General features: G+C 56.1%; 27 protein-coding genes and 4 tRNA genes. 15 read left to right on the plus strand and 16 right to left on the minus strand.

Going from position 1 to position 23,861, the window contains the following annotated elements; translation table 11 throughout:
* Nucleotides 1–156: 156 nt before the first annotated feature.
* The 5 genes from AAZQ98_RS06675 to AAZQ98_RS06695 all read right to left on the minus strand — a co-directional run bounded on the left by AAZQ98_RS06675 (nucleotide 157) and on the right by AAZQ98_RS06695 (nucleotide 2,964).
* Nucleotides 157–231 (minus strand) — tRNA-Pro (locus tag AAZQ98_RS06675).
* A gap of 142 nt (nucleotides 232–373) precedes the next feature.
* A tRNA-Pro gene (locus tag AAZQ98_RS06680) sits at nucleotides 374–448 on the minus strand.
* 811 nt (nucleotides 449–1,259) lie between these two features.
* Nucleotides 1,260–1,333 (minus strand) — tRNA-Gly (locus AAZQ98_RS06685).
* Between the two features lie 186 nt (nucleotides 1,334–1,519).
* Nucleotides 1,520–2,488, minus strand: a complete 969-nt coding sequence (locus tag AAZQ98_RS06690; protein WP_434690738.1) for an Fpg/Nei family DNA glycosylase — start codon at nucleotides 2,486–2,488, stop codon at nucleotides 1,520–1,522.
* A 2-nt stretch (nucleotides 2,489–2,490) separates the two neighbouring features.
* Nucleotides 2,491–2,964 carry a ribose-5-phosphate isomerase gene (locus AAZQ98_RS06695; protein ID WP_434691327.1) on the minus strand — a complete coding sequence of 158 codons (474 nt, stop codon included), beginning with the start codon at nucleotides 2,962–2,964 and terminating at the stop codon, nucleotides 2,491–2,493.
* A 289-nt stretch (nucleotides 2,965–3,253) separates the two neighbouring features.
* On the opposite strand from AAZQ98_RS06695, the gene pepN reads away from it, so the two are divergent.
* From pepN to AAZQ98_RS06710, 3 genes are all read left to right on the plus strand, one after another.
* Nucleotides 3,254–5,809 carry an aminopeptidase N gene (gene pepN, locus AAZQ98_RS06700; RefSeq protein WP_434690741.1) on the plus strand — a complete coding sequence of 852 codons (2,556 nt, stop codon included), beginning with the start codon at nucleotides 3,254–3,256 and terminating at the stop codon, nucleotides 5,807–5,809.
* An 81-nt stretch (nucleotides 5,810–5,890) separates the two neighbouring features.
* Nucleotides 5,891–6,367 (plus strand): OsmC family protein, encoded by a 477-nt coding sequence (locus tag AAZQ98_RS06705; RefSeq protein ID WP_434690744.1) that lies wholly within the window; start codon nucleotides 5,891–5,893, stop codon nucleotides 6,365–6,367.
* A 12-nt stretch (nucleotides 6,368–6,379) separates the two neighbouring features.
* On the plus strand, nucleotides 6,380–6,898 hold the full coding sequence (locus AAZQ98_RS06710; RefSeq protein WP_434690747.1) for a globin: 519 nt from the start codon (nucleotides 6,380–6,382) through the stop codon (nucleotides 6,896–6,898).
* A gap of 56 nt (nucleotides 6,899–6,954) precedes the next feature.
* Here the strand turns inward: AAZQ98_RS06710 and AAZQ98_RS06715 are convergent, their stop codons facing one another.
* Nucleotides 6,955–7,614 (minus strand): hypothetical protein, encoded by a 660-nt coding sequence (locus AAZQ98_RS06715; RefSeq protein WP_434690748.1) that lies wholly within the window; start codon nucleotides 7,612–7,614, stop codon nucleotides 6,955–6,957.
* 173 nt (nucleotides 7,615–7,787) lie between these two features.
* On the opposite strand from AAZQ98_RS06715, the gene AAZQ98_RS06720 reads away from it, so the two are divergent.
* Nucleotides 7,788–8,681 carry an acyl-CoA thioesterase gene (locus AAZQ98_RS06720; RefSeq protein ID WP_434690750.1) on the plus strand — a complete coding sequence of 298 codons (894 nt, stop codon included), beginning with the start codon at nucleotides 7,788–7,790 and terminating at the stop codon, nucleotides 8,679–8,681.
* 31 nt (nucleotides 8,682–8,712) lie between these two features.
* On the opposite strand, the gene AAZQ98_RS06725 is transcribed toward AAZQ98_RS06720, so the two are convergent.
* Complete coding sequence (locus AAZQ98_RS06725) at nucleotides 8,713–10,449, minus strand: MOSC domain-containing protein (protein ID WP_434690753.1); 1,737 nt, start codon at nucleotides 10,447–10,449, stop codon at nucleotides 8,713–8,715.
* Nucleotides 10,450–10,558: 109 nt separating this feature from the next.
* Complete coding sequence (gene soxR, locus AAZQ98_RS06730; RefSeq protein WP_434691329.1) at nucleotides 10,559–11,065, minus strand: redox-sensitive transcriptional activator SoxR; 507 nt, start codon at nucleotides 11,063–11,065, stop codon at nucleotides 10,559–10,561.
* A gap of 132 nt (nucleotides 11,066–11,197) precedes the next feature.
* Here soxR and AAZQ98_RS06735 point away from each other — a divergent pair, with 132 nt between their 5' ends.
* Nucleotides 11,198–11,704 (plus strand): flavin reductase family protein, encoded by a 507-nt coding sequence (locus tag AAZQ98_RS06735; protein ID WP_434690756.1) that lies wholly within the window; start codon nucleotides 11,198–11,200, stop codon nucleotides 11,702–11,704.
* Nucleotides 11,705–11,772: 68 nt separating this feature from the next.
* Here the strand turns inward: AAZQ98_RS06735 and ettA are convergent, their stop codons facing one another.
* The 3 genes from ettA to AAZQ98_RS06750 all read right to left on the minus strand — a co-directional run bounded on the left by ettA (nucleotide 11,773) and on the right by AAZQ98_RS06750 (nucleotide 14,985).
* On the minus strand, nucleotides 11,773–13,455 hold the full coding sequence (ettA, locus tag AAZQ98_RS06740; RefSeq protein WP_105661447.1) for an energy-dependent translational throttle protein EttA: 1,683 nt from the start codon (nucleotides 13,453–13,455) through the stop codon (nucleotides 11,773–11,775).
* Nucleotides 13,456–13,568: 113 nt separating this feature from the next.
* Nucleotides 13,569–14,018, minus strand: coding sequence for a single-stranded DNA-binding protein (locus tag AAZQ98_RS06745; RefSeq protein ID WP_434690760.1), 450 nt, complete (start codon nucleotides 14,016–14,018; stop codon nucleotides 13,569–13,571).
* 91 nt (nucleotides 14,019–14,109) lie between these two features.
* Nucleotides 14,110–14,985, minus strand: a complete 876-nt coding sequence (locus tag AAZQ98_RS06750; protein WP_434690763.1) for a lysostaphin resistance A-like protein — start codon at nucleotides 14,983–14,985, stop codon at nucleotides 14,110–14,112.
* 126 nt (nucleotides 14,986–15,111) lie between these two features.
* Here AAZQ98_RS06750 and AAZQ98_RS06755 point away from each other — a divergent pair.
* Both AAZQ98_RS06755 and AAZQ98_RS06760 read left to right on the plus strand, forming a co-directional pair.
* Nucleotides 15,112–15,185: transfer RNA gene (locus AAZQ98_RS06755), tRNA-Arg, on the plus strand.
* Between the two features lie 306 nt (nucleotides 15,186–15,491).
* Nucleotides 15,492–15,713: an HIRAN domain-containing protein gene (locus tag AAZQ98_RS06760; protein WP_434691331.1), complete on the plus strand. Its 222-nt coding sequence runs from the start codon at nucleotides 15,492–15,494 to the stop codon at nucleotides 15,711–15,713.
* Here AAZQ98_RS06760 and AAZQ98_RS06765 read toward each other — a convergent pair.
* The 5 genes from AAZQ98_RS06765 to AAZQ98_RS06785 form a co-directional block, all read right to left on the minus strand.
* Nucleotides 15,703–17,046: a tyrosine-type recombinase/integrase gene (locus tag AAZQ98_RS06765; protein WP_434690764.1), complete on the minus strand. Its 1,344-nt coding sequence runs from the start codon at nucleotides 17,044–17,046 to the stop codon at nucleotides 15,703–15,705. The two genes, AAZQ98_RS06760 and AAZQ98_RS06765, sit on opposite strands and share 11 nt — an antisense overlap.
* A gap of 79 nt (nucleotides 17,047–17,125) precedes the next feature.
* A complete protein-coding gene (locus tag AAZQ98_RS06770) occupies nucleotides 17,126–17,509 on the minus strand; it encodes an ImmA/IrrE family metallo-endopeptidase (protein WP_434690767.1) in 384 nt (127 codons plus the stop codon).
* A gap of 104 nt (nucleotides 17,510–17,613) precedes the next feature.
* Complete coding sequence (locus AAZQ98_RS06775) at nucleotides 17,614–18,135, minus strand: hypothetical protein (RefSeq protein ID WP_434690769.1); 522 nt, start codon at nucleotides 18,133–18,135, stop codon at nucleotides 17,614–17,616.
* Nucleotides 18,136–18,140: 5 nt separating this feature from the next.
* Entirely contained in the window at nucleotides 18,141–19,067 is a 927-nt protein-coding gene (locus AAZQ98_RS06780; RefSeq protein ID WP_434690772.1) for a hypothetical protein, read from the minus strand.
* A gap of 1 nt (nucleotide 19,068) precedes the next feature.
* On the minus strand, nucleotides 19,069–19,677 hold the full coding sequence (locus AAZQ98_RS06785; protein WP_434690775.1) for a hypothetical protein: 609 nt from the start codon (nucleotides 19,675–19,677) through the stop codon (nucleotides 19,069–19,071).
* Nucleotides 19,678–19,903: 226 nt separating this feature from the next.
* Here AAZQ98_RS06785 and AAZQ98_RS06790 point away from each other — a divergent pair, with 226 nt between their 5' ends.
* From AAZQ98_RS06790 to AAZQ98_RS06825, 8 genes are all read left to right on the plus strand, one after another.
* Nucleotides 19,904–20,173: a helix-turn-helix transcriptional regulator gene (locus tag AAZQ98_RS06790; RefSeq protein WP_434690778.1), complete on the plus strand. Its 270-nt coding sequence runs from the start codon at nucleotides 19,904–19,906 to the stop codon at nucleotides 20,171–20,173.
* A 92-nt stretch (nucleotides 20,174–20,265) separates the two neighbouring features.
* Nucleotides 20,266–20,553: a helix-turn-helix domain-containing protein gene (locus AAZQ98_RS06795; protein WP_434690780.1), complete on the plus strand. Its 288-nt coding sequence runs from the start codon at nucleotides 20,266–20,268 to the stop codon at nucleotides 20,551–20,553.
* 169 nt (nucleotides 20,554–20,722) lie between these two features.
* Nucleotides 20,723–21,037 carry a hypothetical protein gene (locus AAZQ98_RS06800; RefSeq protein WP_434690783.1) on the plus strand — a complete coding sequence of 105 codons (315 nt, stop codon included), beginning with the start codon at nucleotides 20,723–20,725 and terminating at the stop codon, nucleotides 21,035–21,037.
* Nucleotides 21,030–21,509 carry a hypothetical protein gene (locus AAZQ98_RS06805; RefSeq protein WP_434690785.1) on the plus strand — a complete coding sequence of 160 codons (480 nt, stop codon included), beginning with the start codon at nucleotides 21,030–21,032 and terminating at the stop codon, nucleotides 21,507–21,509. The genes AAZQ98_RS06800 and AAZQ98_RS06805 overlap by 8 nt, the downstream gene beginning before the upstream one ends.
* 20 nt (nucleotides 21,510–21,529) lie before the next feature.
* On the plus strand, nucleotides 21,530–21,805 hold the full coding sequence (locus tag AAZQ98_RS06810; protein ID WP_434690788.1) for a hypothetical protein: 276 nt from the start codon (nucleotides 21,530–21,532) through the stop codon (nucleotides 21,803–21,805).
* 5 nt (nucleotides 21,806–21,810) lie between these two features.
* Nucleotides 21,811–22,020, plus strand: a complete 210-nt coding sequence (locus AAZQ98_RS06815; RefSeq protein ID WP_434690790.1) for a hypothetical protein — start codon at nucleotides 21,811–21,813, stop codon at nucleotides 22,018–22,020.
* Between the two features lie 44 nt (nucleotides 22,021–22,064).
* Entirely contained in the window at nucleotides 22,065–23,573 is a 1,509-nt protein-coding gene (locus AAZQ98_RS06820) for a ParB/RepB/Spo0J family partition protein (RefSeq protein ID WP_434690793.1), read from the plus strand.
* 2 nt (nucleotides 23,574–23,575) lie between these two features.
* Entirely contained in the window at nucleotides 23,576–23,860 is a 285-nt protein-coding gene (locus AAZQ98_RS06825; protein WP_434690795.1) for a WhiB family transcriptional regulator, read from the plus strand.
* Nucleotide 23,861 lies beyond the last annotated feature (1 nt).

The raw sequence follows: 23,861 nt of genomic DNA on the forward strand, positions 1-23,861 counted from the left end.
ATTAGCAGTGAACAGTCTAACCCGAGTTATCCTGTATCCACTAATCGTTTGTGATGCTTACTAGTTACTTTTTACGGTTCTTAGTGATCACAAGATCTAAATTATATTTAGCTCTCAAATTTCACGAGCTGAATCCGAAGATTTTCACTCGTAAAGTCGGGGTGACAGGATTCGAACCTGCGACCTCACGCTCCCAAAGCGCGCGCTCTAGCCAAGCTGAGCTACACCCCGATTAGCCAGGAAGCCGCATCAAGCGATGCTTTGCTCCAACTAACCGTTTTGCTTGAATACCGAGAATTTTTCAATTTCCGCCACTCACGAGGACTGATCTCTCAGTTCTCAATTCTACGGCTGAATTGCTTCAGCCATAAAGTCGGGGTGACAGGATTCGAACCTGCGACCTCACGCTCCCAAAGCGCGCGCTCTAGCCAAGCTGAGCTACACCCCGGTAAAGTTCAGAAGAAAGCTTGTTTCATCTGGACTAACCGTTTTGCAATCGGTCCGGGAATGTTTTGTTTCCCGTGCTGATCACAAGAAACTAAGTTACACGGGTTCGAACCAAAAGCAAAATCGAGGATTTTGCATGTTGCAGAAAGACATCCGCATGATTTGGCGGTTTTCCTCGTTTCACAAGCCAGAATTTAGCCAAAACTCGCTTTTTCGTGAGTTGAATTACAGGTAGATTTTCGAGCGACCGCAACACCAGTGCCGCCGGCCGACTGGAAGACAAGATCCACCCATTCTCCTTTGAAGCATTGACTGGGACCCAGATGCGGCCGATTATTTTTTTCCAGGTGTTCAAGCAGCGACTGTTGCTTTGCTCGGCGACCCGGCACATAATCCGTGGCTGCTGGACTGAACCCCGGTCGAAACCAAGCGTCACGCTTGCAAACCTGACGCCATGCCAACAGCTCCCAGGTAGGCGTTAGGAGGGTGCGAGTTTGGCACATTTGAAAGCGGGAAACCGCCATTTCCCGAAGCTGCACCCCGGAACCCGAGGCTCATCGAATCAATTAGCGACGTTCGGCGACGACTCTTCTCCGCCGCTGACGAAGTGAAGGGGCTTGGGAAAAACGCTCCCCGCCGATGCATAAGAATGCGATTTGACGTCCAGGAGCAGAAAAATGGAAGCCGCAAACATTCTCGGAGCCTCATTTCTGTAGTGACCCGAAATGGCTGCACTATGCGGAGGAGGCCAGGAAAAGAGAGGCCTTCGTCCAGATACGCGAAAAGGCCCCGCACGGCGGGACCTTTTCATTTGGAGGGGATGACGGGAATCGAACCCGCATCATTAGTTTGGAAGACTAAGGCTTTACCACTAAGCTACATCCCCATTTCGAAACTTCTGCGCTTCGAACAAGATTCAGTCTAGACCATAAAACTCTTGCTTTGCAAATCGGGGATTCCATGTCTCACTTGGCACCTCTCCCCTATCACTGCCGTGCGGTGATGGTTAGCAAAACACGCCGACGAGCCTGAACGAAAAGAATTCCGCTCGTCCCATCGACGAATCTGCAGCTTATGGCTTCACACGTTTGCGCGGAAGCTTCTGGCAACGAGGGCACCAGTACAGCTTGCGGGCCGCGATTTCGGCCAGGGAAATCTGCGCCGAACATTTCCGGCACCCCATTCCCTGCCGCTGATAAACGTAGTACGCGTTATCGGGCCAAACCACACCCTGTGGGTCGCGGTCTTCGGGCAAGGTAGTGATGATCTTGCCATCGCGAACCCCGTCTTCCATTACCGATACGATGTCCCACCAAAGTGATTTGGCCTTTTGAGCACTGAGTTCATTCGCCGGCAATTCCGGAGCGATTCGATTCCGGAATAGGGCTTCCGCTCGGTAGATATTGCCGACACCAGAAATGAGCGCCTGGTTCATGAGCACGATGCCAATGGCTGTCTTGGTCTTCATCAAGTTCGCCCGGAATTCCTTGAAGCCCGCTTCAAGCCGAATATCTGCGTCCGCTAAATCAGCCTGGCCTTTGGCTGCCCTGAAACGCACTGCCGACCCAATCAATGGATCCGGGCCGAGCTTATCCAGATGAATCTGGACCTGTTCGTACTCCAGAACCTCGCATGCAGTTGGCCCGCGCAAATCAGCCCAGCCGTGTTCGGAAACGATCCGCGCTCTAACTGCTCCTACCGGTGCGGGCGGGCCGGTGTAGTTCTCAGCATCCGTACTGGCACTGGCTTCGATTTCACCAATCTTCCGAGGGGCGCCAATCGAGGAAGCACCCGTAAAGTAGCTGTCTCCCCCGAAATTGAACGCGCCGTAGAGCCCCAGATGCACTCGCAGATAGAGATCGTTGGAAAAGCGGCAGAAGAGCTGCTTGCCCTTGGCAAAGGCCTGTTCCAGCTGATGGCCGTCGATGCGCGCGGCATCGGAGCTGAAACGGCCCTGCGGAGAAGTAACCAGGACCGTTTGCCCGCCAAAGACATCGTCGAACTGGCGGGCAAGACGGTGAAGGGAATGACCTTCAGGCACGACTAGTCGATGACCTCGCCGGTCGTTTCATACGTGGCGATCTTGCCGATGCGGCGTACGTGGCGCTCCGCTTCGCTAAATGGTTCAGCGAGGAAGGCCTCGATAAGTTCCGCAGCTTCTGCTACTGAGTGCTGGCGCCCGCCAACGGCTATGACGTTGGCGTTGTTGTGCTCACGGGCCAATTTCGCGGTATCCATGTTCCACGCCAGTGCGGCGCGAATCCCTTCGACCTTGTTGGCAGCAATTTGTTCGCCGTTGCCGGAGCCGCCCAAGACGATACCCAGTGCGTCCACGCCCGCGCGCTGGTCATCAACAACAGCTTGTGCCGCGTTGATGCAGAATGCCGGGTAATCATCCTCCGGGTCGTAGGACTTCGGGCCGTGGTTGACCATTTCGTAGCCCTTGGCGGTCAGGTGCTTTACCAGGTAGTCGCTGAGCTCAAGTCCTGCATGGTCAGTAGCGATATGCACGCGCATAGTCGATTGCCTCATTTACTAGGGAGGGTTCTTTTACTGTCCTATCTAGGATAGCGACCGCGGCACGCGCTCCGGCTACTTCTCAGCTGCGCATCACGGAGTATGAACCGAATAAGTCTCCGAGGCGTCCCAAAGCGTGCAATTTCGGGACGCTATTGGAAAATTGAGTAAATTGTTCGGCCCGATGACTTGCGCAATGCCCGGTCAAAGGTGACACAATAGACAGATATTCAATATTCATTTCACAACTTCCACCGGTGGATAGCCATCGCCAAGAATTGGAGAACCCATGCCAGGAATGAACCTCACTCGCGCCGAGGCCAGCGAACGCGCAAATCTGCTCAACGTTGACAGCTATGAGGTAAGCCTGGATCTTACTCGCGGTGAGCGCGTCTTCACTTCCAAGACTACGGTGCGGTTCTCCGCCACCGCCGGCGCTTCGACATTCATTGATGCAGTCACCGATTCGGTACGCTCCATCAATCTCAATGGCGTCGAGCTGGACCCAGCGCAGCATTCAGATGGCATCCGTATCCAGTTGCCGAACCTCGCCGCAGAAAACCTCCTCGTGGTCGACGCGGACGCGCTGTACATGAACACCGGCGAAGGCCTGCATCGATTCGTGGACCCAGTGGACCAGGAAGTCTACTTGTACACCCAGTTCGAGGTCGCGGACTGCCGGCGCATGTTCGCCGTCTTCGAGCAGCCTGATTTGAAGGCCACCTTCCAGTTCTCGGTCACCGCGCCAAAATACTGGAACGTTGTTTCCAACGCCCCGACTCCTGCGCCAGAGGAAGACGGCGATTCAGCAACTTGGGCCTTTGCCCCAACCCAGCGCATCTCGTGCTACATCACCGCCCTGATCGCAGGCCCCTACCAGGTCGCCCGCGATTCGCTGGTTTCCTCCAGCGGCCGCACCATCGAGCTGGGTGTCTTCGCCCGCGCATCCATGATGCAGTATCTGGACGTCGAGAACATCGTCACCGTGACCCGTCAGGGTTTCGAATTCTACGAGAAGAACTTCGGCACCCCCTACCCATTCGAGAAGTACGATCAGTTGTTCGTTCCCGAATTCAACGCAGGCGCCATGGAAAACGCTGGAGCGGTGACCTTCCTCGAGGAATACATCTTCCGTTCCCGTCCAACCGGTGCCATGATTGAGCGCCGCGCGATCACCATCCTGCACGAGCTGGCACACATGTGGTTCGGTGATCTGGTCACCATGAAGTGGTGGAACGATCTGTGGCTCAATGAGTCCTTCGCAGAATTCATGTCCACTCTGGCGGCCGCGCAGAACACCGAGTTCACCAGCGCTTGGACCACCTTCAATACGTTGGAGAAGAACTGGGCCTACCGCCAGGACCAGTTGCCGTCCACCCACCCCATTGTCGCGGAGATCAATGACCTTGAAGACGTAGAGGTCAACTTCGATGGAATCACCTATGCCAAGGGGGCCAGCGTTCTGCGCCAGCTGGTAGCTTTCGTAGGCCAGGAAGAATTCATGGCTGGCGTACGCGAGTACTTCGCCAAGCATGCCTGGAAGAACACCGAGCTGCCAGACCTGCTCAAGGAACTGGAAGCCGCCAGCGGCCGCGATCTCAGCGGCTGGGGCGCATCCTGGCTGGAAACCGCTGGTGTGAACACCCTCAAGGCCGAAATTGAAACCGGCAATGACGGCGCTATTACGTCCTTTGCCATTCGCCAGTCCGCCGTTGCCCAGTTCCCGACTTTGCGCCAGCACCGACTTGCGGTTGGCTTCTACTCGCTCGATGAGGCCGGAACGCTGCAGCGCGTGCACCGCGAAGAACTTGATATCGATGGCGAGCTCACCTTCGTTCCCGCGCTGGCCGGCATGAAGCGCCCGGATTTGGTTCTGCTCAATGACGATGACCTGACCTACGCGAAGATCCGCCTGGATGAAGTTTCCTTGGCGACCGCAACCGAGCACCTGAAGGACTTCCAGGAGTCGCTGCCGCGCACTCTTGTTTGGTCAGCCGCGTGGGACTCTGTACGTGATGCCGAAGCCCCTGCAAGCACCTACGTCCAGTTGCTGCTGAACAATATTGGCCACGAGGTGGATTCCACGGTGATCATGGTGCTGTTGCGCCAGCTGAACACCTCACTGGATCTTTATGTTGCTGCAGAACGCAGCGAAGAACTTTCGGTGCAGGCTGCCGACCAGCTGTGGCAGCTGGCTTCCAATGCTGAAGCAGGCTCCGACGCGCAGCTGCAGTTCGTCAAGGCCTTCGCGCACCGCTCGCGCGCCGCCGCCCAGTTGGATCGCGTCAGGAACTTGTTCGACGGCTCGGCAAGCTTGCCAGGCCTGGCCATTGACACCGATTTGCGCTGGTCCTTCGCAATCGCGCTGAGTGCCGGCGGCTACCTGAGCGATGCTGATCTCGACGCAGTTCTGGCCAGCGACGACACGGCCAAGGGCAAGGCCTCGTGGTACACCGCGCGAGCTTCCCGCCCAACTGCAGAAGCCAAGGCAGAGGCATTCGGGGCGGCAACCGCTGCTACCTTGTCCAACGATCAGCAAAGCGCCGTCATTTCCGGTTTCAACAACGTGCACCAGAACGCGTTGATCTCCGGATACGCCGAGGACTACTTCGGGCTGCTGGTCAACGCGTGGGAATCCTACTCGCATGAGATGGCCAAGCAGATTGTGATCGGCTTCTACCCCAGCTCCAACGTCTCGCAGGAAACTTTGGACCAGACGGATGCATTCCTGGAATCCCTGGGATCCAAGCACACGGCGATGCGCCGTCTGCTGGTGGAATCGCGTGCCGACGTGGTCCGGGCTCTCGCTGCGCGTCAGGCGGACGCCGAGGCACTAGAAATCTAGCGTCGCTCGTATGGTGGCGGTGGCTTCTGCTCAATGCGGAAGCCGCCGCCACCTTTCGGTTAAAAGTGGGAGAATAGACCTATGGACCTCTCGCAACATGAATATCGGGTAGGGCTCGAATGGACAGGCAATCGTGGAACCGGAACGGAAAGCTACCGCAGCTACGGCCGGGACCATGTATTGCGCGCATCGGGCTTGCCAGATTTGCCGGGCACCGCGGATCCAACATTCCATGGGGATCGCGATCGCTGGAATCCAGAACAACTCCTGCTTGCTGCCCTGAGCCAATGCCACATGCTCTCGTATCTGCATGTAGCAGTTACCCGCGGCGTGAATATCACGGGTTATACGGACGATGCTTCTGGAACACTGCGTCTCAATCGGAATAACAGCGGTGAATTCACCCAAGCCATCTTGCGGCCCGTCGTTTACCTTGCCGATGAATCCCAACGAGAACTTGCCGATTCGCTCCACTCCCAGGCGAACAAGGTTTGCTTCATCGCCCGGTCCGTCAACTTCCCGGTTCTCCACGAGCCGGTATCCCCTAGCTCCTCCTGAGGATTTTTACGAATGACTGAAAACCTGCCACTTGCACATGACCCGAAAAAGGATCCCTTCAGCAATCCCCTGGTTCTAGGCCGATCCAGCCAAGAATTCTTGGATGCCGCCGAAACGCAGATCGACGTTGCCAACTATCCCGGTACCTTCTACGCAGAGGTTGGCGGTCGCGAGATTTTCGCTCAGCTGACCAAGAATTTCTACAGTTCCGTTGCCGAAGACGAGGATTTCCGTCGGATGTATCCAGAGAAGGAGCTTCGGGCTGCCCAAGTTCGCCTCCAGCTGTTCCTGGAACAATACTGGGGTGGTCCGACAACGTTCTCCGAGCATCGTGGCCACCCTCGGCTCCGCATGCGTCATGCAAACTACCCGGTGAACGGCCACTACCGTGATGTCTGGCTGGGCCACATGGACAAGGCTATCGACCAGCTAGAGCTGCCAATGCTGCAGGCCGAAACCCTTCGGGACTACTTTGAGCGTGCGGCTCACTCGTTGCTGAACACTCCGGATGAACACCGGAATCTGCTCTAAGAATTTATGGACTAGAACCGCCACGGGCGAGTTCTAGTCCATATCCTTATTACTGCTTAGCCGAGCAAAGAGGCTTTGCGGACAAGGACATGCCCTCGCTCGTTGCTCAGTCGAGTCCAACTGCCATTGCGGAATACTCGGCTTTGCCCGCCAGGCGCCAGGAAACCCAAGGCATGCATGGCAAATGCGGAGCCCATAGGAATCTTCAAATCTTCTCCTGGCACATCCGCAGCCCAAATTCGCTGCCGTATCTGCACAAGCACAGGCAATCCCGGGTTTTCCGGCAATGCTTGGGCGACGGCGTCGATGCCGTTTTGAGCTGAGGAAGTTAGCATGTCGTTCGCTACGGCTCCTGCATCTTCCCAGCCTGAGACCGGCACGGAGATCCCAGCCCATTTAGGGTTCTCTTCAACCGGTGGGAGCGCGAAGTCGACGGTTGACTCCCCCATGCGAGCAAGGCGATCCTGGATCGATGCCAAGGAATAGCTGGCCTTGAGATCTGCAGGCTGCGCCAAGCGATGAACTCGCATTCCGAGGATGGTATAGCCGCCTTGACCGAGGTCGGAAGGGACCAAAACAGGTACATAGACAGCCAAGGCCGTATTTCGAGCGACGAATTGGGCCGCATCATCTTCAATTGTTTTCGCCCGGCTAATAAAGTTCGCTAAGTCGCTTACTGAATTACTGTCGTCGAAAATCACCGCATCACTAGCCATATATTTATCGTCTCACGGAGCGGCTACTACGCGTGGCGACTTTGCTCATGGCGTGATGCTGCTCCGTGAAACGTATAGTTTTCCTATGAGTCCGAATCTCAACTGAACATATTACTTTCGAGTAGCATTAAATTTGGTTTTGTTCCGCTATCGCATTCCAAGGAGCCCGCACAGTGACCGAAGACCTAGGCACCACCCAGATCCTGCTGGATCTGTTGAATCTGGATGGAGAAGACCAGGCGCGCACGGATGAGGATATCTTCATCGGCCATACCCCTGGGCAGACTCGACCTCGCGTCTTTGGCGGGCAGGTTCTGGCCCAATCGATCATGGCCGCCACGCGTACAGTTGAAGCGACCCGTGCGATCCATTCCCTGCACGGTTACTTCCTGCGTCCGGGAGACCCGAACCAGAACATCACTTTCGGCGTACAGCGCCTGCGCGATGGCCGCTCATTTTCCGCACGTCGAGTGCACGCCTACCAAAATGGCGAACCGATCCTGTCAATGATCACCTCGTTCCAGGAACCGGCAAACGGCCTCGAACACCATGATCCAATGCCTGCCGGAATCCCGGATCCCGAGTCGCTTCCGACTACTGCAGATCTCGTGGGGCACCTGGACCATCCAGTGGCAAAGGAATGGGCTTTCGAACGGCCTTTCGACGTCCGGCATGTTTCGGAACCGATCTACCTTCCAGGAAATTCGGCCAAGCTTGCCGATAGTGCTGTTTGGCTGCGCACCACCTCGGCAATGCCCGATGAGCCCGCCCTGCACCGAGCTGCCTTGGCTTACGCGAGCGACTACATGCTTCTTGAGCCTGCCCTGCGAGCCCATGGAGTGCCATGGGTACATCGTGGCTTGAGCATCGCCAGCCTCGATCACGCAATGTGGTGGCACCGGGATTTCCGAGTCGATGAATGGCTGCTCTACGTACTTCATTCGCCATCGGCCTCGTCGGCCCGCGGGCTTGGTGCGGGAAAGTTCTACAACAAGGCAGGCGAGCTCGTCGCGACCGTCGCCCAGGAAGGCATGATCCGCCTGCCTGAGTTCGCAGAGGGGCACTAGCCCTCAATCGATAGCGCACCGCCCGCGTGGTTCATGCGTCCAGTTCAATATCGCCTGCTGGTACGGCCATACAGGTGAGGATCTGGCCCGGTGCTACGCGGGCGCTCGGCTCCAACGGGTAGGAAATCCTGCCCCTGAGCAGGCTAACGGCGCATTCGCCGCAAGAACCTGAGCGGCAAAGACTAGCCGGTTCAAGCCCTTGCTCTTCCAGCGCATCAAGCAGCACTCCATTCTCCGCACTCCAGGTGAAATTCTTTTCGCTCCCGCGACAAGAGACTTCTGCGGGCGGATAGTTCTCAAAAAGGCGTTCCAGATCGGTCGCCGGTGATGCGAAGGTTTCGCTGTAAATCTGCGAAGCAGAAATTCCCGCTTGCTCGCACGCCTCGAATACCATCTTGGTGAACTCTTCAGGCCCGCACACCACCACCCTGCTGCAACCGCGTAGCCGTGCTGCGATCGCAGCAGCCGCTGGCCGCCCCTCGGAGGTGTCGATGCGATCCAAGCTGATTGGCGCCTTCAGCCCGGCAACCATCTGTTCCAGCCGGGTGTACAAGGCACTGGCTCCGCCACGTTCGACATGGATGAACCTCAGATCTTGGCTGCCATTCACCGCTGCAGCATCCCCGAGCAGCCCCAAAGCAGGAGTGATGCCAATTCCAGCGCTGACGATGGCAGTGCTGGACCCTAGTACATTAGCCGAGGTCAGCACTCCGTACGGCCCTGAGACAAGAAGCTGATCGTCCTCCTGCAGCTGTGCTATTTTCGCTGAAGCTTCACCTTGGATGCGAACGGCGATACTTATCCCCCGGTCGCTCACCGATGTGATGGTGTAATTTCTCCACAGCGGATCTGGCAAGTGAACCCTTAGATGCATGCCCGCTTCATACTCCGACTTAATCCATCCGTAAGGATCGTGAAGCAGCAGTTCGACTACTCCTGAGCCCAAGTCCTCGTTTCGAAGTATGGTCATGAACCGTGGAGAGATCTTCACTGGAACCAGTTCTTCGGCCTCGGTTGTTTCGTTTTCTATTTCAATTGAGGCACCAGTCTCTAAGACCCCGGATTCCAGAACGGTTCCATAAATGCCACAGTGAACGTGGCCAAAGTGCGTTGCCAGCAAACGGGGACCGTTGGTATCGACTTCGGTAGTATCCGGATTTACCGAGGTTGCTGAGCAACGGGCGATTGATTTGGTAATGGCAATACGGGTTTCGCCTATGCGCAGCACTTTGCCAATAAGCCCATATTCCGAGTATGCGGGCAGGCCTTCCACCAAAAGGTTGCCTCGATACCGCCGGGGATCCAAGTGCACCCCGGATACTCGCGACAGCTCCGCAACCGTATTGGGGTTAATAATCGAAATGCCCGACAGTCGCGAATCGAACATTCCTTGCGGTGCAGACACCAATCTTCGCGGTTTTGGCCCCTGCGCCGGCAAGTGATTCGACAGATAGGCGCTGGCGGCATCCCTGCCATGCTGGCTACTGGCATCAAAGGTCAATGGTGCCGCACCTGTAGATGCTGGCGCGGTCATGGTGATAAGTGGAAAACTGGATTCAACTTGCCACTTTTGCAGGCTCTTGTTGTTCTTGAGAATAGTGAAGCTTAGGCAGCTCTGCCACTGCCCGTCTTGGTGCTCAATTGTGCCGTTTCCGAAGGCGACACAGCGATCGCCTTCTAGCCCGCTTCCCTTATTGGCTGCGACCGGACTGACTGCTTCGCCTGGTAGCCCTTTAACAGGAAAGCGATATATTTGAGCAATTTTCATGATTACATTCTAGTAAGTGCCGAGTTCAGTACGGGAGTTCCAGGCGGCGCCAACCGAAGGCGCCAGAGGATATCGGAATTTCAAAACAGGTAATGTTCTGCCCCTCCGGCTACATGGACTGCTCCCCGACATCTGCGGGTGCTTCCAATCGCCGCGCGCCCACACCTTCACGCGCCAATTGGTCTTCCGGATTCAGGAGGCTGCAGGCCTGCATCGACAGGCAGCCGCATCCAATGCATCCCATAAGCCGATCTTCTAATTCCTCGATGGCACGCCGCCTCGCTTCGAGTACTTTCTTCCATTCCTCTGTCGCGCGAAGCCAGTCTCTTTCCTCGGGGATTTTTCCCATCGGCACTGGTGCCAAAGCACGCTTGATGTCGCTGAGTGGGATACCCAACTTACTGCCGACACTGATCAACGAGATACGACGCAGCAAGTGGCGAGGATAGCGTCGCTGATTCCCAGCTGTCCGCATGGAAGCGATCAGCCCAATATCTTCGTAATAATGCAGTGCAGATCTGGCCACACCAGTGCGTTCGCTAACCTGCCCGATGCTTAGAAGTTCACGCCCGGGAAAATCTTTTTCGCAATCCCCAGATTCCGCTGTGTGAAGCATCACCACCCCTTTCCTTGACCTCAAGTTTACTTGAGGTCTTAGGGTGGAAGTATTCAAAGTTGTTGGCAAAAGCTCGGGCTTTTGCATCAGTCACTGGAGTTTCATTCCAACTCCAGGCAGAGGAGCGGCTCAGTGAGCGAATTATCAGATGGATTCCGTGCAGCCTTCCGTCACCATCCTGCTGGAGTAGCAGTGATTACTGCAGCGGTCGACGGGGCATTCTACGGTTTAACTATCTCTTCCCTCGCTTCGCTTTCCATTGATCCCGTTGCCGTTTCGTTCTCGCTGGCCAAAGAATCCGGCGCTGCCGGCGCTGTGCTAGCAGCACCGAGTTTCGTGATCCATATGCTCGGCGAAGACCAGCACGAGCTGGCAAATAATTTCGCGCGCCCGGGTGCCCCACGATTTACCAGCGATCAACATTTCCGGGTCTTGCCCACCGGCGAGCCACATTTCATCGAGGCTCCCGTTGCTTTCCGCGCCAGTATTCACTCATCCATCAGCGTTGGAGGCTCCCGCCTGATTGCTGCTGAAGTCCATGAGGTACTCTTCGGGCATGCGCAACAGCAACACCTGCTCTACCAGGATCGCGAGTACCTGAAATTGTCCGGATTGCGTGCCGATTCGACGACGAGCTAACTGAACGATGCCTCCTGCGGCATAAAAATAGCCGCCACAAATGTGGCGGCTATTTTCATGCCCGTGGATTAGTCGCGGGTCAGGCGACGGTGGGTAACACGGTGTGGCTTAGCCGCGTCGGCACCCAATCGTTCAACCTTGTTGCTCTCGTAAGAGTCGAAGTTGCCTTCGAACCAGTACCAGTTCGATGGGTTCTCTTCAGTGCCCTCGTACGACAAGATGTGGGTCGCGACTCGGTCCAGGAACCAACGGTCGTGGGAGACCACTACAGCGCAACCCGGGAACTCAAGCAGCGCGTTTTCCAACGACGACAGGGTTTCAACGTCCAAGTCGTTAGTAGGCTCATCGAGCAGCAACAGGTTGCCACCCTGCTTGAGGGTCAGTGCCAGGTTCAGACGGTTGCGCTCACCACCGGAGAGAACACCTGCCTTCTTCTGCTGGTCTGGGCCCTTGAACCCGAACGCCGAAACGTAGGCACGCGATGGCATCTCAACTTGACCGACGTTGATGTAATCGAGGCCGTCAGAAACGACCTCCCACAACGACTTCTCTGGGTCGATATTTTCGCGATTCTGGTCGACATAGGAAATCTTGACCGTGTCGCCGACCTTCAGGGTGCCACCGTCAAGCTCTTCCATGCCAACGATGGTCTTGAACAGGGTCGACTTGCCGACGCCGTTGGGACCAATGACACCCACAATGCCGTTGCGTGGTAGCGAGAAGGACAGACCATCGATCAATACACGATCGCCGAATCCCTTCTTCAAGTTTTCGGCTTCGATTACCAGCTGGCCCAGGCGCGGGCCTGGCGGAATCTGGATTTCTTCGAAGTCCAGCTTGCGGGTACGCTCGGCTTCCGCAGCCATTTCCTCGTAGCGCGCCAGACGCGCCTTCGACTTAGTCTGACGGCCCTTGGCGTTCGAACGAACCCACTCGAGTTCTTCTGCCAGACGCTTAGCAAGCTTCTGGTCTTTCTTTCCCTGAACTTCCATGCGCTCGCGCTTCTTCTCCAGGTAAGTGGAGTAGTTGCCCTCGTATGGGTGCAGGCGACCGCGGTCAACTTCACAGATCCATTCGGCGACATGGTCCAGGAAGTAGCGGTCGTGGGTTACGGCCAGCACAGCGCCCGGGTAAGATGCCAGGTGCTGTTCCAGCCACAGTACGGACTCTGCGTCCAAGTGGTTAGTAGGCTCATCGAGCAGCAGCAAGTCCGGCTTCTGCAAGAGAAGCTTGCACAGCGCTACACGTCGACGTTCACCACCGGAGAGGTGGGTAACTTTCTCGTCGCCTGGTGGGCAGCGCAGCGCGTCCATTGCCTGTTCGAGCTGATTGTCGATGTCCCAAGCGTCGGCAGCGTCAATCGCTTCCTGCAGCTTGCCCATTTCTTCCAGGAGCGTGTCGAAGTCGGCACCGTCCTGTGCCATCTCTTCCGAGATTTCGTTGAAGCGAGTGATCTTTTCATAGATCTCGCCAACACCTTCCTGGACGTTGCCCAGGACGGTCTTTTCTTCATTCAGTGGGGGTTCCTGCAGCAGGATGCCTACCGAGTAGCCCGGTGAAAGACGCGCTTCACCGTTGGAGGGAGTATCGATCCCCGCCATGATCTTTAGGATCGTTGACTTACCAGCACCGTTGGGTCCCACGACGCCAATTTTGGCACCGGGGAAGAACGACATGCTGACATTGTCAAGGATGACTTTGTCGCCAACGGCCTTGCGAGCCTTGGTCATCGTGTAAATGAATTCCGCCATGTTCTTAAGGCTAGTCTGTTGCGGGGGTCATTTCCGAATCCACACACCACTATTTTGGGTTGGTGGTGCCCGGATTCACACGAAACCCTCAAACACCACCAGAACACGCGTCTTCAGGCCGCTTCCCCATCCTCGCTTTGCCAGTTCGCTTCAGTGTCGGACGAACGTGACGGGTGCTGCACACGCTCCATTTCGCCGGTATCTGTCCGTACACGGTTGAAGGAACTCGTTCCAAAACGCAGATCGTGACCAATTGAATAAGCCTCGATATCTGCACTGTTCCCTCGCGAGCCATCTGCTCGTTCAAATTCTCGGATCAGCAATTTTCCGAAAATCATTACATGGTCGCCTTGCCCCAGGGATTCCATGGAATTCTCTGCCAGGGCACGGAACGCCGAGACCGCATACCAATTGGTTGGCCCGTCGACCCACTGCCCTGTTTCAAGATCGCGTTTTCGCTCATGCGTCGCTACTCGGAATTTCAAGATGGAAACACCCTTGGGCGTAATGCTGAGTTGAGGTTCCGTTCCGATAATTCCGCGGATTGTCACAAGATCGCTCATTGGACTGCCTCCTATTGGATACAAATGGCAGAAGCCCTTTCTGCCATTGAATCCGATGATGGCGCACCGCAAGATCCGGTCGGACGCAAAGTCAACGGTCTGTGGATAAATCTTTAGCCCATTGCGGTTTGAATGCGCCTTTCAATAGCATGGCGGCTATGACGATTCCTGGCAGGATCCAGCCGGACCAACCCAAGATTGATGCTCTTGTTGCGTCCAAAGGAACTCCCATCACCATAAACAGTGAAACCAATCCCACGCTGGCGTTGAAGGCTCCATGCGCTAAAGCCGCTGGCCATACGGAATCGCTGTAGGTACGCAACCAGCCAAGGAAGGCGCCAAATACGGTGCACATGCCGCACATAGCCATGACTCCCCACGCGCCCGTAGCCATCGGATAGTTGTAGCCCAGGAGAACCAGTGGTGCATGCCAGATCCCCCAGACGACGCCGGATACAAGAATTGATGCAAGCTGCCCATAAGGCTGCAGGCGAATCCAAAGCCATCCCCGCCAACCAATCTCCTCTCCTAAGGCAAACAAGGAATTCATGAGGCCAGCGACAACTATCAACCCCGCCTGTCCGAGAAGATAGATTGTCGGACCTTCTTGGCCGGAGACAACGCGCAGTACGGTGAAATTCTGCAGATCACCAGGGAAGACCCCTAGCCATGTTCCGATGAAGGGCGCTTGAAGTATGAGCCCGAGCGGAATCACATAGGACAGCACCAGTGCGATGGCAAACTTCCCCGGACGCTTGATTGGCCAGAGCCCAACCTCGGAGGTGAAGCTCGTTAGCCGGCGTTCGACAATGGCAATCACTAGAGCAGCGATGGTCGGGGTAAACATCATTGCCATGGCGATTCCCGGAAGCTTGGCATCGTTTATGCCTTCTCCCATCCAAAGCGGCAGCGCTACGGCCCAAGCTAAAACCACGCTGAGCACACAGAAGCACACGATGCTCAACACGCTACCGATTCTCAATTTCGGCAACTTAACTACTCCTAATCAGATGATGATCTACATTCGTTTCTCCACCCTATCGGCCTCAAGTCGTATTTTTGGTGATCAATGAGCTAAACTATTTTCGGTCATGCCTCCGTAGCTCAGCTGGATAGAGCAAGAGCCTTCTAATCTCTAGGTCGCCGGTTCGAATCCGGCCGGGGGTACAAAATAAAGAACCGCCGTTCACTTGGTAAAACAAGTGAACGGCGGTTCTTTTTTATGCTCATTACCGGGTCGGATTCATAGAAATTACCACAGTTTTACCACAGTTTAGTTTTTGAGCGGGTCGTTGAGACACCAATAGTAAGCGACTTTGGACAGTAAGATCGGGCTCAGGAAATGCTGCAAGTAATTAGGAGCGAAGCAAATTGGAATACTTCCCGGATCTAACTAGCCGATCAACGAGATGCGTGGGAATGTCGCACTACATGAGCGACTAGAAACGAGAGGCGTTCGATCCTACTTACGTCATCGCCAAGGTGGAACCGCGAAACAAGATTGATCCCAACGCAGTGAAGATCATGACGCTGGAGGGAAAAAAGATTGGCTATTTGCCCGCAGGGCTGGCGAAGAACTATTCACCGCTGATCAAGCAGATTGGCGAACTTCGTCTGGATTGCAGAATGGTAGGCATCCAGCTCTGGATGGACGTTCCGCATCTGGTCTCCCTCCGCAAGCAGCTTAGTAGTTAGCACCTCGCTTTTCCTTGCGGGCATCGGCAAGAGAAATGACATTGCTCTCCGGCTCGGGTTCAGGGGTCCAGTGGCTGGTGAGTTTCTTGGCAACGTCATCGTGCATCTCGTCTAGTACATGCTGGTACCTGGCCAGCATTGCGACTTGCGACCATCCAAGAATCTCCATGACTACCCGCGGATCAATGCCCAGTAGTAACAGCGTCGTGGCCGCAGCATGCCGGCCATCGTGGACTCGTCCATCTGGAACCCCTGACGTCGCCAGGAAGTCCTTCCAGGCTTGCCAATCGGCTCGGTGATCTATCGGCTGGCCGTTGGGCCGGCAGAACACCAATTCGTGGGCCACTCCTGCTTGATCGGTGTAGGGTGCCCAATCTGCTGTGCGCTGCAGAGCTTGGACTTTGCGGTGTTCCTTCAAAGCGGACATAAGTTGATCCGGCATTGGCACACTTCGGTTTCCCGCAGCACTCTTCGGCGGACCTGTAAAGAATCCGCCACCCTTCCGAGCAGGACAGTTCGAACCGTACCTACGTCCGCACTCGGAGCCCTCGGCGCAACCATGCTTCCAAGGTAGAGAGAAGACCTCACGCACAATCTTGAAGCGTCCGGTCTCGAAATTGATGTCCGACCAGGAGAGGCCGAGCGCTTCACCCTGCCTAGGGCCAAGTGTCAGATTCAGAATCCACCGAGCGCCATCGTCCAACTCGCCAGCGGCAGCAAGCATCTTCCGCACGTCCCCGGTCGTGTAAACCTGCGGCTCAAAATCAGACCGTCCAGCAACATCAACACGCAAAACCGGATTGCTACCCAGAACACCACGATTCACAGCCACGTTCAGCGCTCGCCGTAAGACTCGGTGCAGGCCAAGGATAGTGCTTGGTGACAGCGGGTCCGCCGTTGACCCCTGCTTGGTGGATCGCTTCCTGCTCCCCCGCGCATCTTGGTAGAGAATATCGATGTCGGTCGGGGTGAGCTTATCTAGGCGCTTAGACGCGATCCTGTGGCCGCGCACGTAGTTGTCGATCTTGGAGCGATGCGCGTTGATGGTGCGTTCCTTGATGTCGTTTGGGGCGATCACGTCGAGATAGTGATCCAGCCACTCAATCAGCCTCGGCGCACGAGACAAGGCCACCGAGCCGCCGGACGCCTTGTTGATCGCAGCGCGTAGCTTGGTAGCGCATTCGGCCTTGGTCTTGCCGTAGACGGATTTGCGGACGGGCTTGCCGCTTGGGAGGTAGCCGGCAACGTAGTTCGATTGCCACTGGCCGTCTTTCCGCTGGCGGGGCACCGTGCCTTCGTTGTTGCTGCGCCTTGTTTGGCCTGAGGTAGTCATGGCTCTTCCCTCCTTGGGGAAATTGTGCGCGCCAAATAGACCCCCTTGGCGCGGTTGGTTACGAGATGTGGATAAGTGGTTAGGCAATGTGTTCGCTTGGCGGCCAGAGAGCCTGGATCTGGTCGCCATCTAGCGTGGCCAGACGGTCCAAGAGTACTTGCTCGGTAACACCGAGCTCCTCGGCCATTTCAATCGGGCAGCGCGACCAGCCAGCAACATCCTGCAGGCTCTCAAAGGAGACGAGGAAGCGTGCCACTTCCAGGCAGACTTGCCGTTCGATGGCCGGCGACTGGCAGCCGTTGTGGCCGTGCTGGATATGGATGGCCTCGTGCGCCAGGAAGCACTTGCGCTCAATTGACGTGAGTTTCGGGTCAATCCAAATGCGCCGGCCATCCGTGGCCGCGACTATGTCCGGGTACGGACGATTCCAAATAATCATGACGTGCGCGAGTGAGCGCAGCATGCCCCATACATTCTGCATAAGTTCGAATATATGTACTAGTAGAACTGTGTGCGACTATGAAGGGTCAAGGAGTCAAACTGTCGGGAAGAAATGCTAGGGGGAAGCTACCTCTTCTCAGAATCCCCGATTATGCGATCATGTCTAGCTCGAACCGTTGCTTGCATCATTACACTTCTGGCAAGAGCAACGACATCAATTACATTCCATGCGAATGAGATCGAAGTTACCCAAAACAAGACGAGTTCGGTAACCCAATCTAGACTGGCTCCAAGCGACATATGGAAAACAGCTAGAAACAACAGGATGCACTGCATGCCGATAGCAATCATGAAGGGCCGGAAAAATTTCTTGACGCCTTCCTCGGATTGATCCAGGAATGAAAGATATTTTGGGGAAAGAAAAGCCACTACCATGGCGAATCCGGCGAAAATAATACCGAGTAGTGCCGTGATGATGGAAACGAAAGCAGTCGTGGTGGAAACCCTCAACTCTGTTGTTCCCCAAGCCGTTTGTGCACTGGCAAGCAATATTCCGACAGGTACACCAACAAGAAACTCAGATGAAGCGAAAACATCCTTGAACTTCAGGGCGCCCACCGCTGCAAGGAATCCATGTTCTCGCCTCATGCTACTCATCCTATTTTTCTCCTACCGCGAATTGTGGCATCAATTAGACCCTCGATAAAGACCGGCCAAGAAGTTACCTTCCTGGTTATCCTCTCAGAGGCTACCGACGATTCCTGCGAGTAGGTAACCTTCTGATCGTCCTTGACCCCCTTGGCCGAAATCATTGCCCAAGACTTCTTGGCAGCAGATACTTTAGATTCGAAGGCTTGGTCTTGCTTGAGGGCAGATTTGTTTAACCCAGCTTCTTGGTCGCGGGCCTTTAGAGTTTCAGTAATGCTAGCGGCTTCAAGAGCGTCCAATCTCGCCATCTCGCTCTCCCAAGCTTCTGCCCCGTCCGGATTTGGCCTCGCAAACACGGTCTTGATTTCAGTAACCCGCGAAGTCTCGTTGATCCATTTCCAGAACGCGACTTCATCCATCACGGGGTCAACATGCCAATCCGTAACGGGGACAGGAAGCAATTTTTCGCCGTCGTTGAGTGCCTTGGCGAGAACGCGAGCGATTGATTTCGCTGACACGCCGGGCATCGGGGCAATGCCAACGACTCGACGTGATTCAAGTACGGCGATACCAGTTACCGAAGTTCGCGTTATTTCTGTTGGTCCGTCCTTCCAAGCCTTGGATTCATCGTCAAAGTCTGATCGAACAGTCTGCTCGGTCGAGATACTTCCTATGCGCGCAGTCAAGGCTCCGTCGTCCGGGTGGTTCACGAGGTTGCCAATATTCCACTTACGCCCGTCCTCTCGCATGCTGATGGTGCCCGACAATTCCAGGACAGCGCGCAAGTGAATCAATAGCTCTTCCGAGTAGCGAGGAATTATTGTCGGTCGCTTCGGATCAAGTTCTCGACGGTTGATGCGGAACAAGGTTACGTCTATTGGCTTTTCGCTAAACCACTGATGCGGTAGAGGATCCCCAAAGTTCTTATTCAACTCAGAACCTGCCTTCTATGTCACCATCGCGCTCGCCAGTTTCTTCGTCGAGCTGTTCACTCCTGGTCTTCACCTTCGGGTGTGCTGCGAGTTGCTCGCGTGGTGGTACTGGGATGTTCCTGGCTTCGTCGCCGTGGAGTTCTGTGATGCCGTGGTCCGGTTCGGTCTTCTGTCCAGGGCGAGTGTCACTCGTGGGCGCCACCGCTCGCAGGGTGCGGGGCGTTGCGTCTTCTGGGTCTGAGGTGCGTTGCTCATTATTACCTGCTTCAAGGTCGACGAGGACCCGAACCATGTCAACAACGGCCTTCCGCGATTTTGGCGAGAGGTTGTCTGCGCCTGGCGGAAGTTCGTCAGCTAGTGGCGGGCCTGGGACTGGTTGTCCCGCTGCTGCGAAAGCCAATGTCTCGTCCACCCCAGCCAACCAGGCAATCGCGGCCAGGGTCTCCTGGCTGGGCTTTGACTTGTAGCTGCCATTGCGAATTTGGTTGAGAGTCGTAGCGGTAACCCGGTACCCATTTTTCTGGGCAACAAAACTCATTTGCCTGACGGATGTCTTGTGCTTGGACACCGCTAGGTCAATAAGCTCTGGTAGCGAGTTCGTTGGTTTCACAACTCAAACCTTCCTCGGATCGTCGTAACTTGAGCAACAAGAGAAAACGAATCTCTGACAAGTAACTAGTCAATCATCCCAGTTACTTTAGGGGTTTTGCTACTTATCGTCTTGACAAGTAGATGAAAGATGATTCATGATGTACTTGTCATAGTGAAAAAAGGAAGGAATACTAGTTATGCGTAAGGGATCAAGGCATCTGCACCTCGTTCGAAAGGAGAGTTGGATGCGAGTAAAGAACCCGAGCGGCCTCAAGAGGAAGCGGATCAACCGGCACTATAGCCAGCGAGATCTAGCAATGCTTGTCCGTCGCTCACAGACAACCATCTACCTGATTGAAACCGGGCAGATGAAGACTCTGACGGAGGACCTTGCACTGCACATCGCCGCACGACTCGACGTGGACTGGGAGGACTACTTCGAACTTGAAGAAAACGAAGTCATGCCCAATGTGAAATCTGATTCACGAATCACAAGCCAAAAGGCCGTGGCATGAGCAATACCCAGGACAAGAAAATGCCCCCAGCAGGTGCAACTGCTGAGGGCAACGAAACCAAACATTCAAACGGTAAGTAAGGAGTGATTTCAATGACCAGTGTAGTCAACTTTCCGCAGACTCGCAGGGGCGAGCGTGTAGTGGATGTTGAACCAGGGGTGCCGACTGAGACCAGACCGGTCCGGTTGCTCTACTCGGTTGTCGAGGCTGGTGAGCTTCTCTCGGTGAGCAAGCAGACCATTTACGACTTGATCGATCTAGGTGAACTGCCCAAGGTGATGATCGGCCGGACAGGCAAGACGATCCGTGTCGCTGCCAAGGATCTGCAGGCGTACATCGATAACCAGCGGGTGGAGGTGCAGCACTCGTGGGCATTGTAGCTACTCGCATTCGGCCGGAAGCCGCTGCCCGACTGTGCGGGTTCTGCGGTATCGAGCTGAAGGAAAACAAGAGGGCTCGCGGTTCGGAGCGCGACAAGTACTGTGCCGAGCATCGCGGTGAAGCTGCACGCTTTGGTTGGTGCGAAGGACGCAAGCCAAGGAGCAAGAAGTGAACGCCATCATGTGGATCTTGTTCAGCGCTGCCTACCTGGTATTCCTCGGAGTCCTTGGCTCGGGAATGTACTTCTTCATCACCGGGGCGAAGGCCAACGAGAAGTCCGCTGAGCTGAAGCATACGCAGGTCGAGGCAGGCCGGGCAATGCTCCGGACGCAGGAAGTCGCGAACCGGGTCGCCGACGAGGTTGGCAGGAAGCTCGCCTCGGCAAGCGGACTCGAAGGTATCGATATCGGGTTCACCCCAGCTGGAAGTGAACCTTGCCAGTGCATCATCTGCAAAGCGAGAAGAGGACAGAACAATGACTAAGTCTTGGTTCCGAAAGAATCACCAGTCAGTTTCCCCAGCACGTCTGGCCGAAGCACAGAATCTGGTAGCTCGCCAGGATGCTTACGACCGTGCGAAGGAAGCCACCGTTCACTTGCTGACTGCTTTGAAGCAGTGGCCAGGGTTCGACTCCACCGGCAACATCAACGGAGCCATCGATCACACGCTAGTGAACATCGACCGGCTCGATGACGCGTTGGACGAGCTGCGGGACCAGATCGATAAGTTACGGGGCATGCAGATTGCAGAGATGGTGCAGCGCTCGGGCCACCCATCCACGCTGACCGTGCCGGTTGGATCAGACATCAACGTTCTTGACGCACCGACCGGAGTCATGCGAGCTTCGAGATTCCCGCTCCCTTCTGCCCTGCCGGACGCAGCGACGCAGCGGATCGTTGTTCCGCCCAAACGTAAATCCATCATTGATGACCCACAGACGAGTGATCAGCAATGAGCCGGGTCGAGGGCCGCGTGGTGATCAATCCGAAGGGCTCCGGCCGGCCGTCTGCGTCGTTGCATACGTCCTGGCTGGAATCGCCGAAGGCTGATCGCGCCAAGGCCGCTAAGGCAACGGTGAGTGCATGGGCGAAGAACAAGTACCGCGGGTGCAACGTCTACGTCGAGGTCGGCACCGTCGCGGACGGCGACAACGGCGTGGGCCACTTGCACGTGAACGGTTTGGAGATCGCTGATTTCTCCGCGGTGCTCCTTCCTCCCCCGGTGCCGGCCCAGTCCTTGTTTGAAGGGTGATTCCCATGAGTCCTGCAGGCGTTCTTCGTTTCGCGGTGCGCCGCATGTTCTGGGTCCATATGCCGGCCATCGGTTTGCTCTTGCTGCTCTGCATGCTGACCGCGCAGTTGCCTTCCGGTTTCAGTGGCTTGTGCGCTATTGCAGCGTTCGGCTGGGTTGTCCTGGCTGTTGGCGACTGGGTGGCGTCTGACCTTCGCGCTTTCCGCGCCGCATAACTGTTTTCTTTCCAAATCTTTTGAAGCACTAGAGGTGTATTTTTTTGGCTAAATTCAACGGCAGACTTGAAGTTCTTGCCCTTTCCGCTGTTCATCAGCACCCCGATAATATCCGTGAGGACTTGGGCGATCTGACCCAGTTGTCCGGCGAGATCAAGTCGCTGGGCTTGCTGAACCCGCTGCTCGTTTACCCGCACCCGGACCGTGAAGGTGACTTCGTGGTGCAGGACGGCAACCGTCGTCGTGCTGCTGCCGCGCAGGCCGGCCTGACCGAGGTTCCTTGCGTGGTTCTTCCAGAGCCCACCGAGGAGCGTGGTGCTCGCGCTGACATCGAGACGATGCTGACCACTGGCCGCAACCACCGGCCACTGTCCGAAGCCGAAGTATCCAAGGGCATCCAGGGCTTGCTGGATCTTGGCATGGATATCACGACCGTGGGCAAGAAGTTCAAGATGTCCCGCAAGGAGGTGCAGGCTCGCGCCAAGGTCGCCCAGAAGAACGACGGAGTATCCAAGGCGTACTCGGCCGGCCGCCTGAGCCTGGACGCGGTACAGCGCTTGCAGGAGCTGGAAGAGAAGTCCGATATCCCGAACCTGTACGAACGCGCCGTGGAACGCATCGAGGACATGCCTAACGGCGCCAGCGTTGAGACCGTCGAGCGCGTCATTACAGAGACTGAGATGTCGATCAAGAAGTCACAGCGCGTGGCGGAGCTGAAAGAGTTGGACGCCAAAGAAGGCGACTACGAGATTTCCTACAGCAGTGGTTGGTCAGCCGTTGAGGACGAGATGACCGATGAGGAGCATGTTGCCGCCGGCCACAAGTACCGCTTCAACTACCGGGACCCGGAACCGGTTTGGTACGCGAAGCAGAAAAAGGCGAAGCCCGAGCTGACCGAAGCTGAGAAGCAGGACAAGCAGACCCAGGACAAGCTCAAGAGCATGCTCAAGATTGTGCAGCGCTCCCGAATCGCGTTCATCAAGAACGCTTTCGAGACGGTGAAGCCTTCGGAGTCGCTGGCCAAGGACGCTATCGCAAAGCAGATCAACTCCTTAGTCCGTTATTCCGAAGAGGGTCGCACCATTCTTGGCGACGTGGTGGGCATCAAGCCCCCAGAGTTTGACGGCACACCCGCTTCCAGCGAGCTCTTGGATCGCTGGAATGACGAAGTGCACAAGCATCTGGTGCGCCAGTCAATGGCTTACCTGGGCATGGTGCTCGCGTTTGCCGATCAGGTCAGCGTCGAGGAATCGCTGGGTAAGTTGCCGGGCTTCGAACGCTCGGGATTTGAAAACCACCGGCACGGCTCTCGCTGGAAGAGCGCTCACGATTACTACAACTTCCTCACTGAGCATCTCGGCTACGAACTCGACATCGACGAGAAGCTGGCCATGGAGTACTCGGCCATGAACGAGCCCCATCGCAATCGTGAACTGGACTTGGTCCCTCTCCCTGACGAGGTCACCGCGACCTGTGGAGGATGCAATCAGGAAGTCGTTGCCGACTCCCAGTGGCAGGGCCTGTGCGTCGACCGCGACGGAGAGAACGAGTAGCCATGGCCACCAGAAGCATGGCGAGCATTACCCGCCAAGCCCCGAATATGGCCGCCGATGATCAGGACTGGCGAGCCGGAGCGCTCTGCAAGAGCTGGGACTTCAAGAAGAAGGGCGATCCCTGGCACCCGGCCAGCGAATCCCGCGTAGCGGCCATCGAAGGCAAGAACCTCTGCGGAGGATGCAAAGTCCAGTTCGACTGCCTCATCGACGCAGTCCAATCAGACACCAAGCACGGCATCCGCGGCGGACAGACACCCGACGAACGAAGAAGACTCAGGAAGTAGG

This window comes from Glutamicibacter sp. Je.9.36, assembly GCF_051129975.1.
In the GTDB taxonomy this organism is placed as follows: Bacteria; Actinomycetota; Actinomycetes; order Actinomycetales; family Micrococcaceae; genus Glutamicibacter.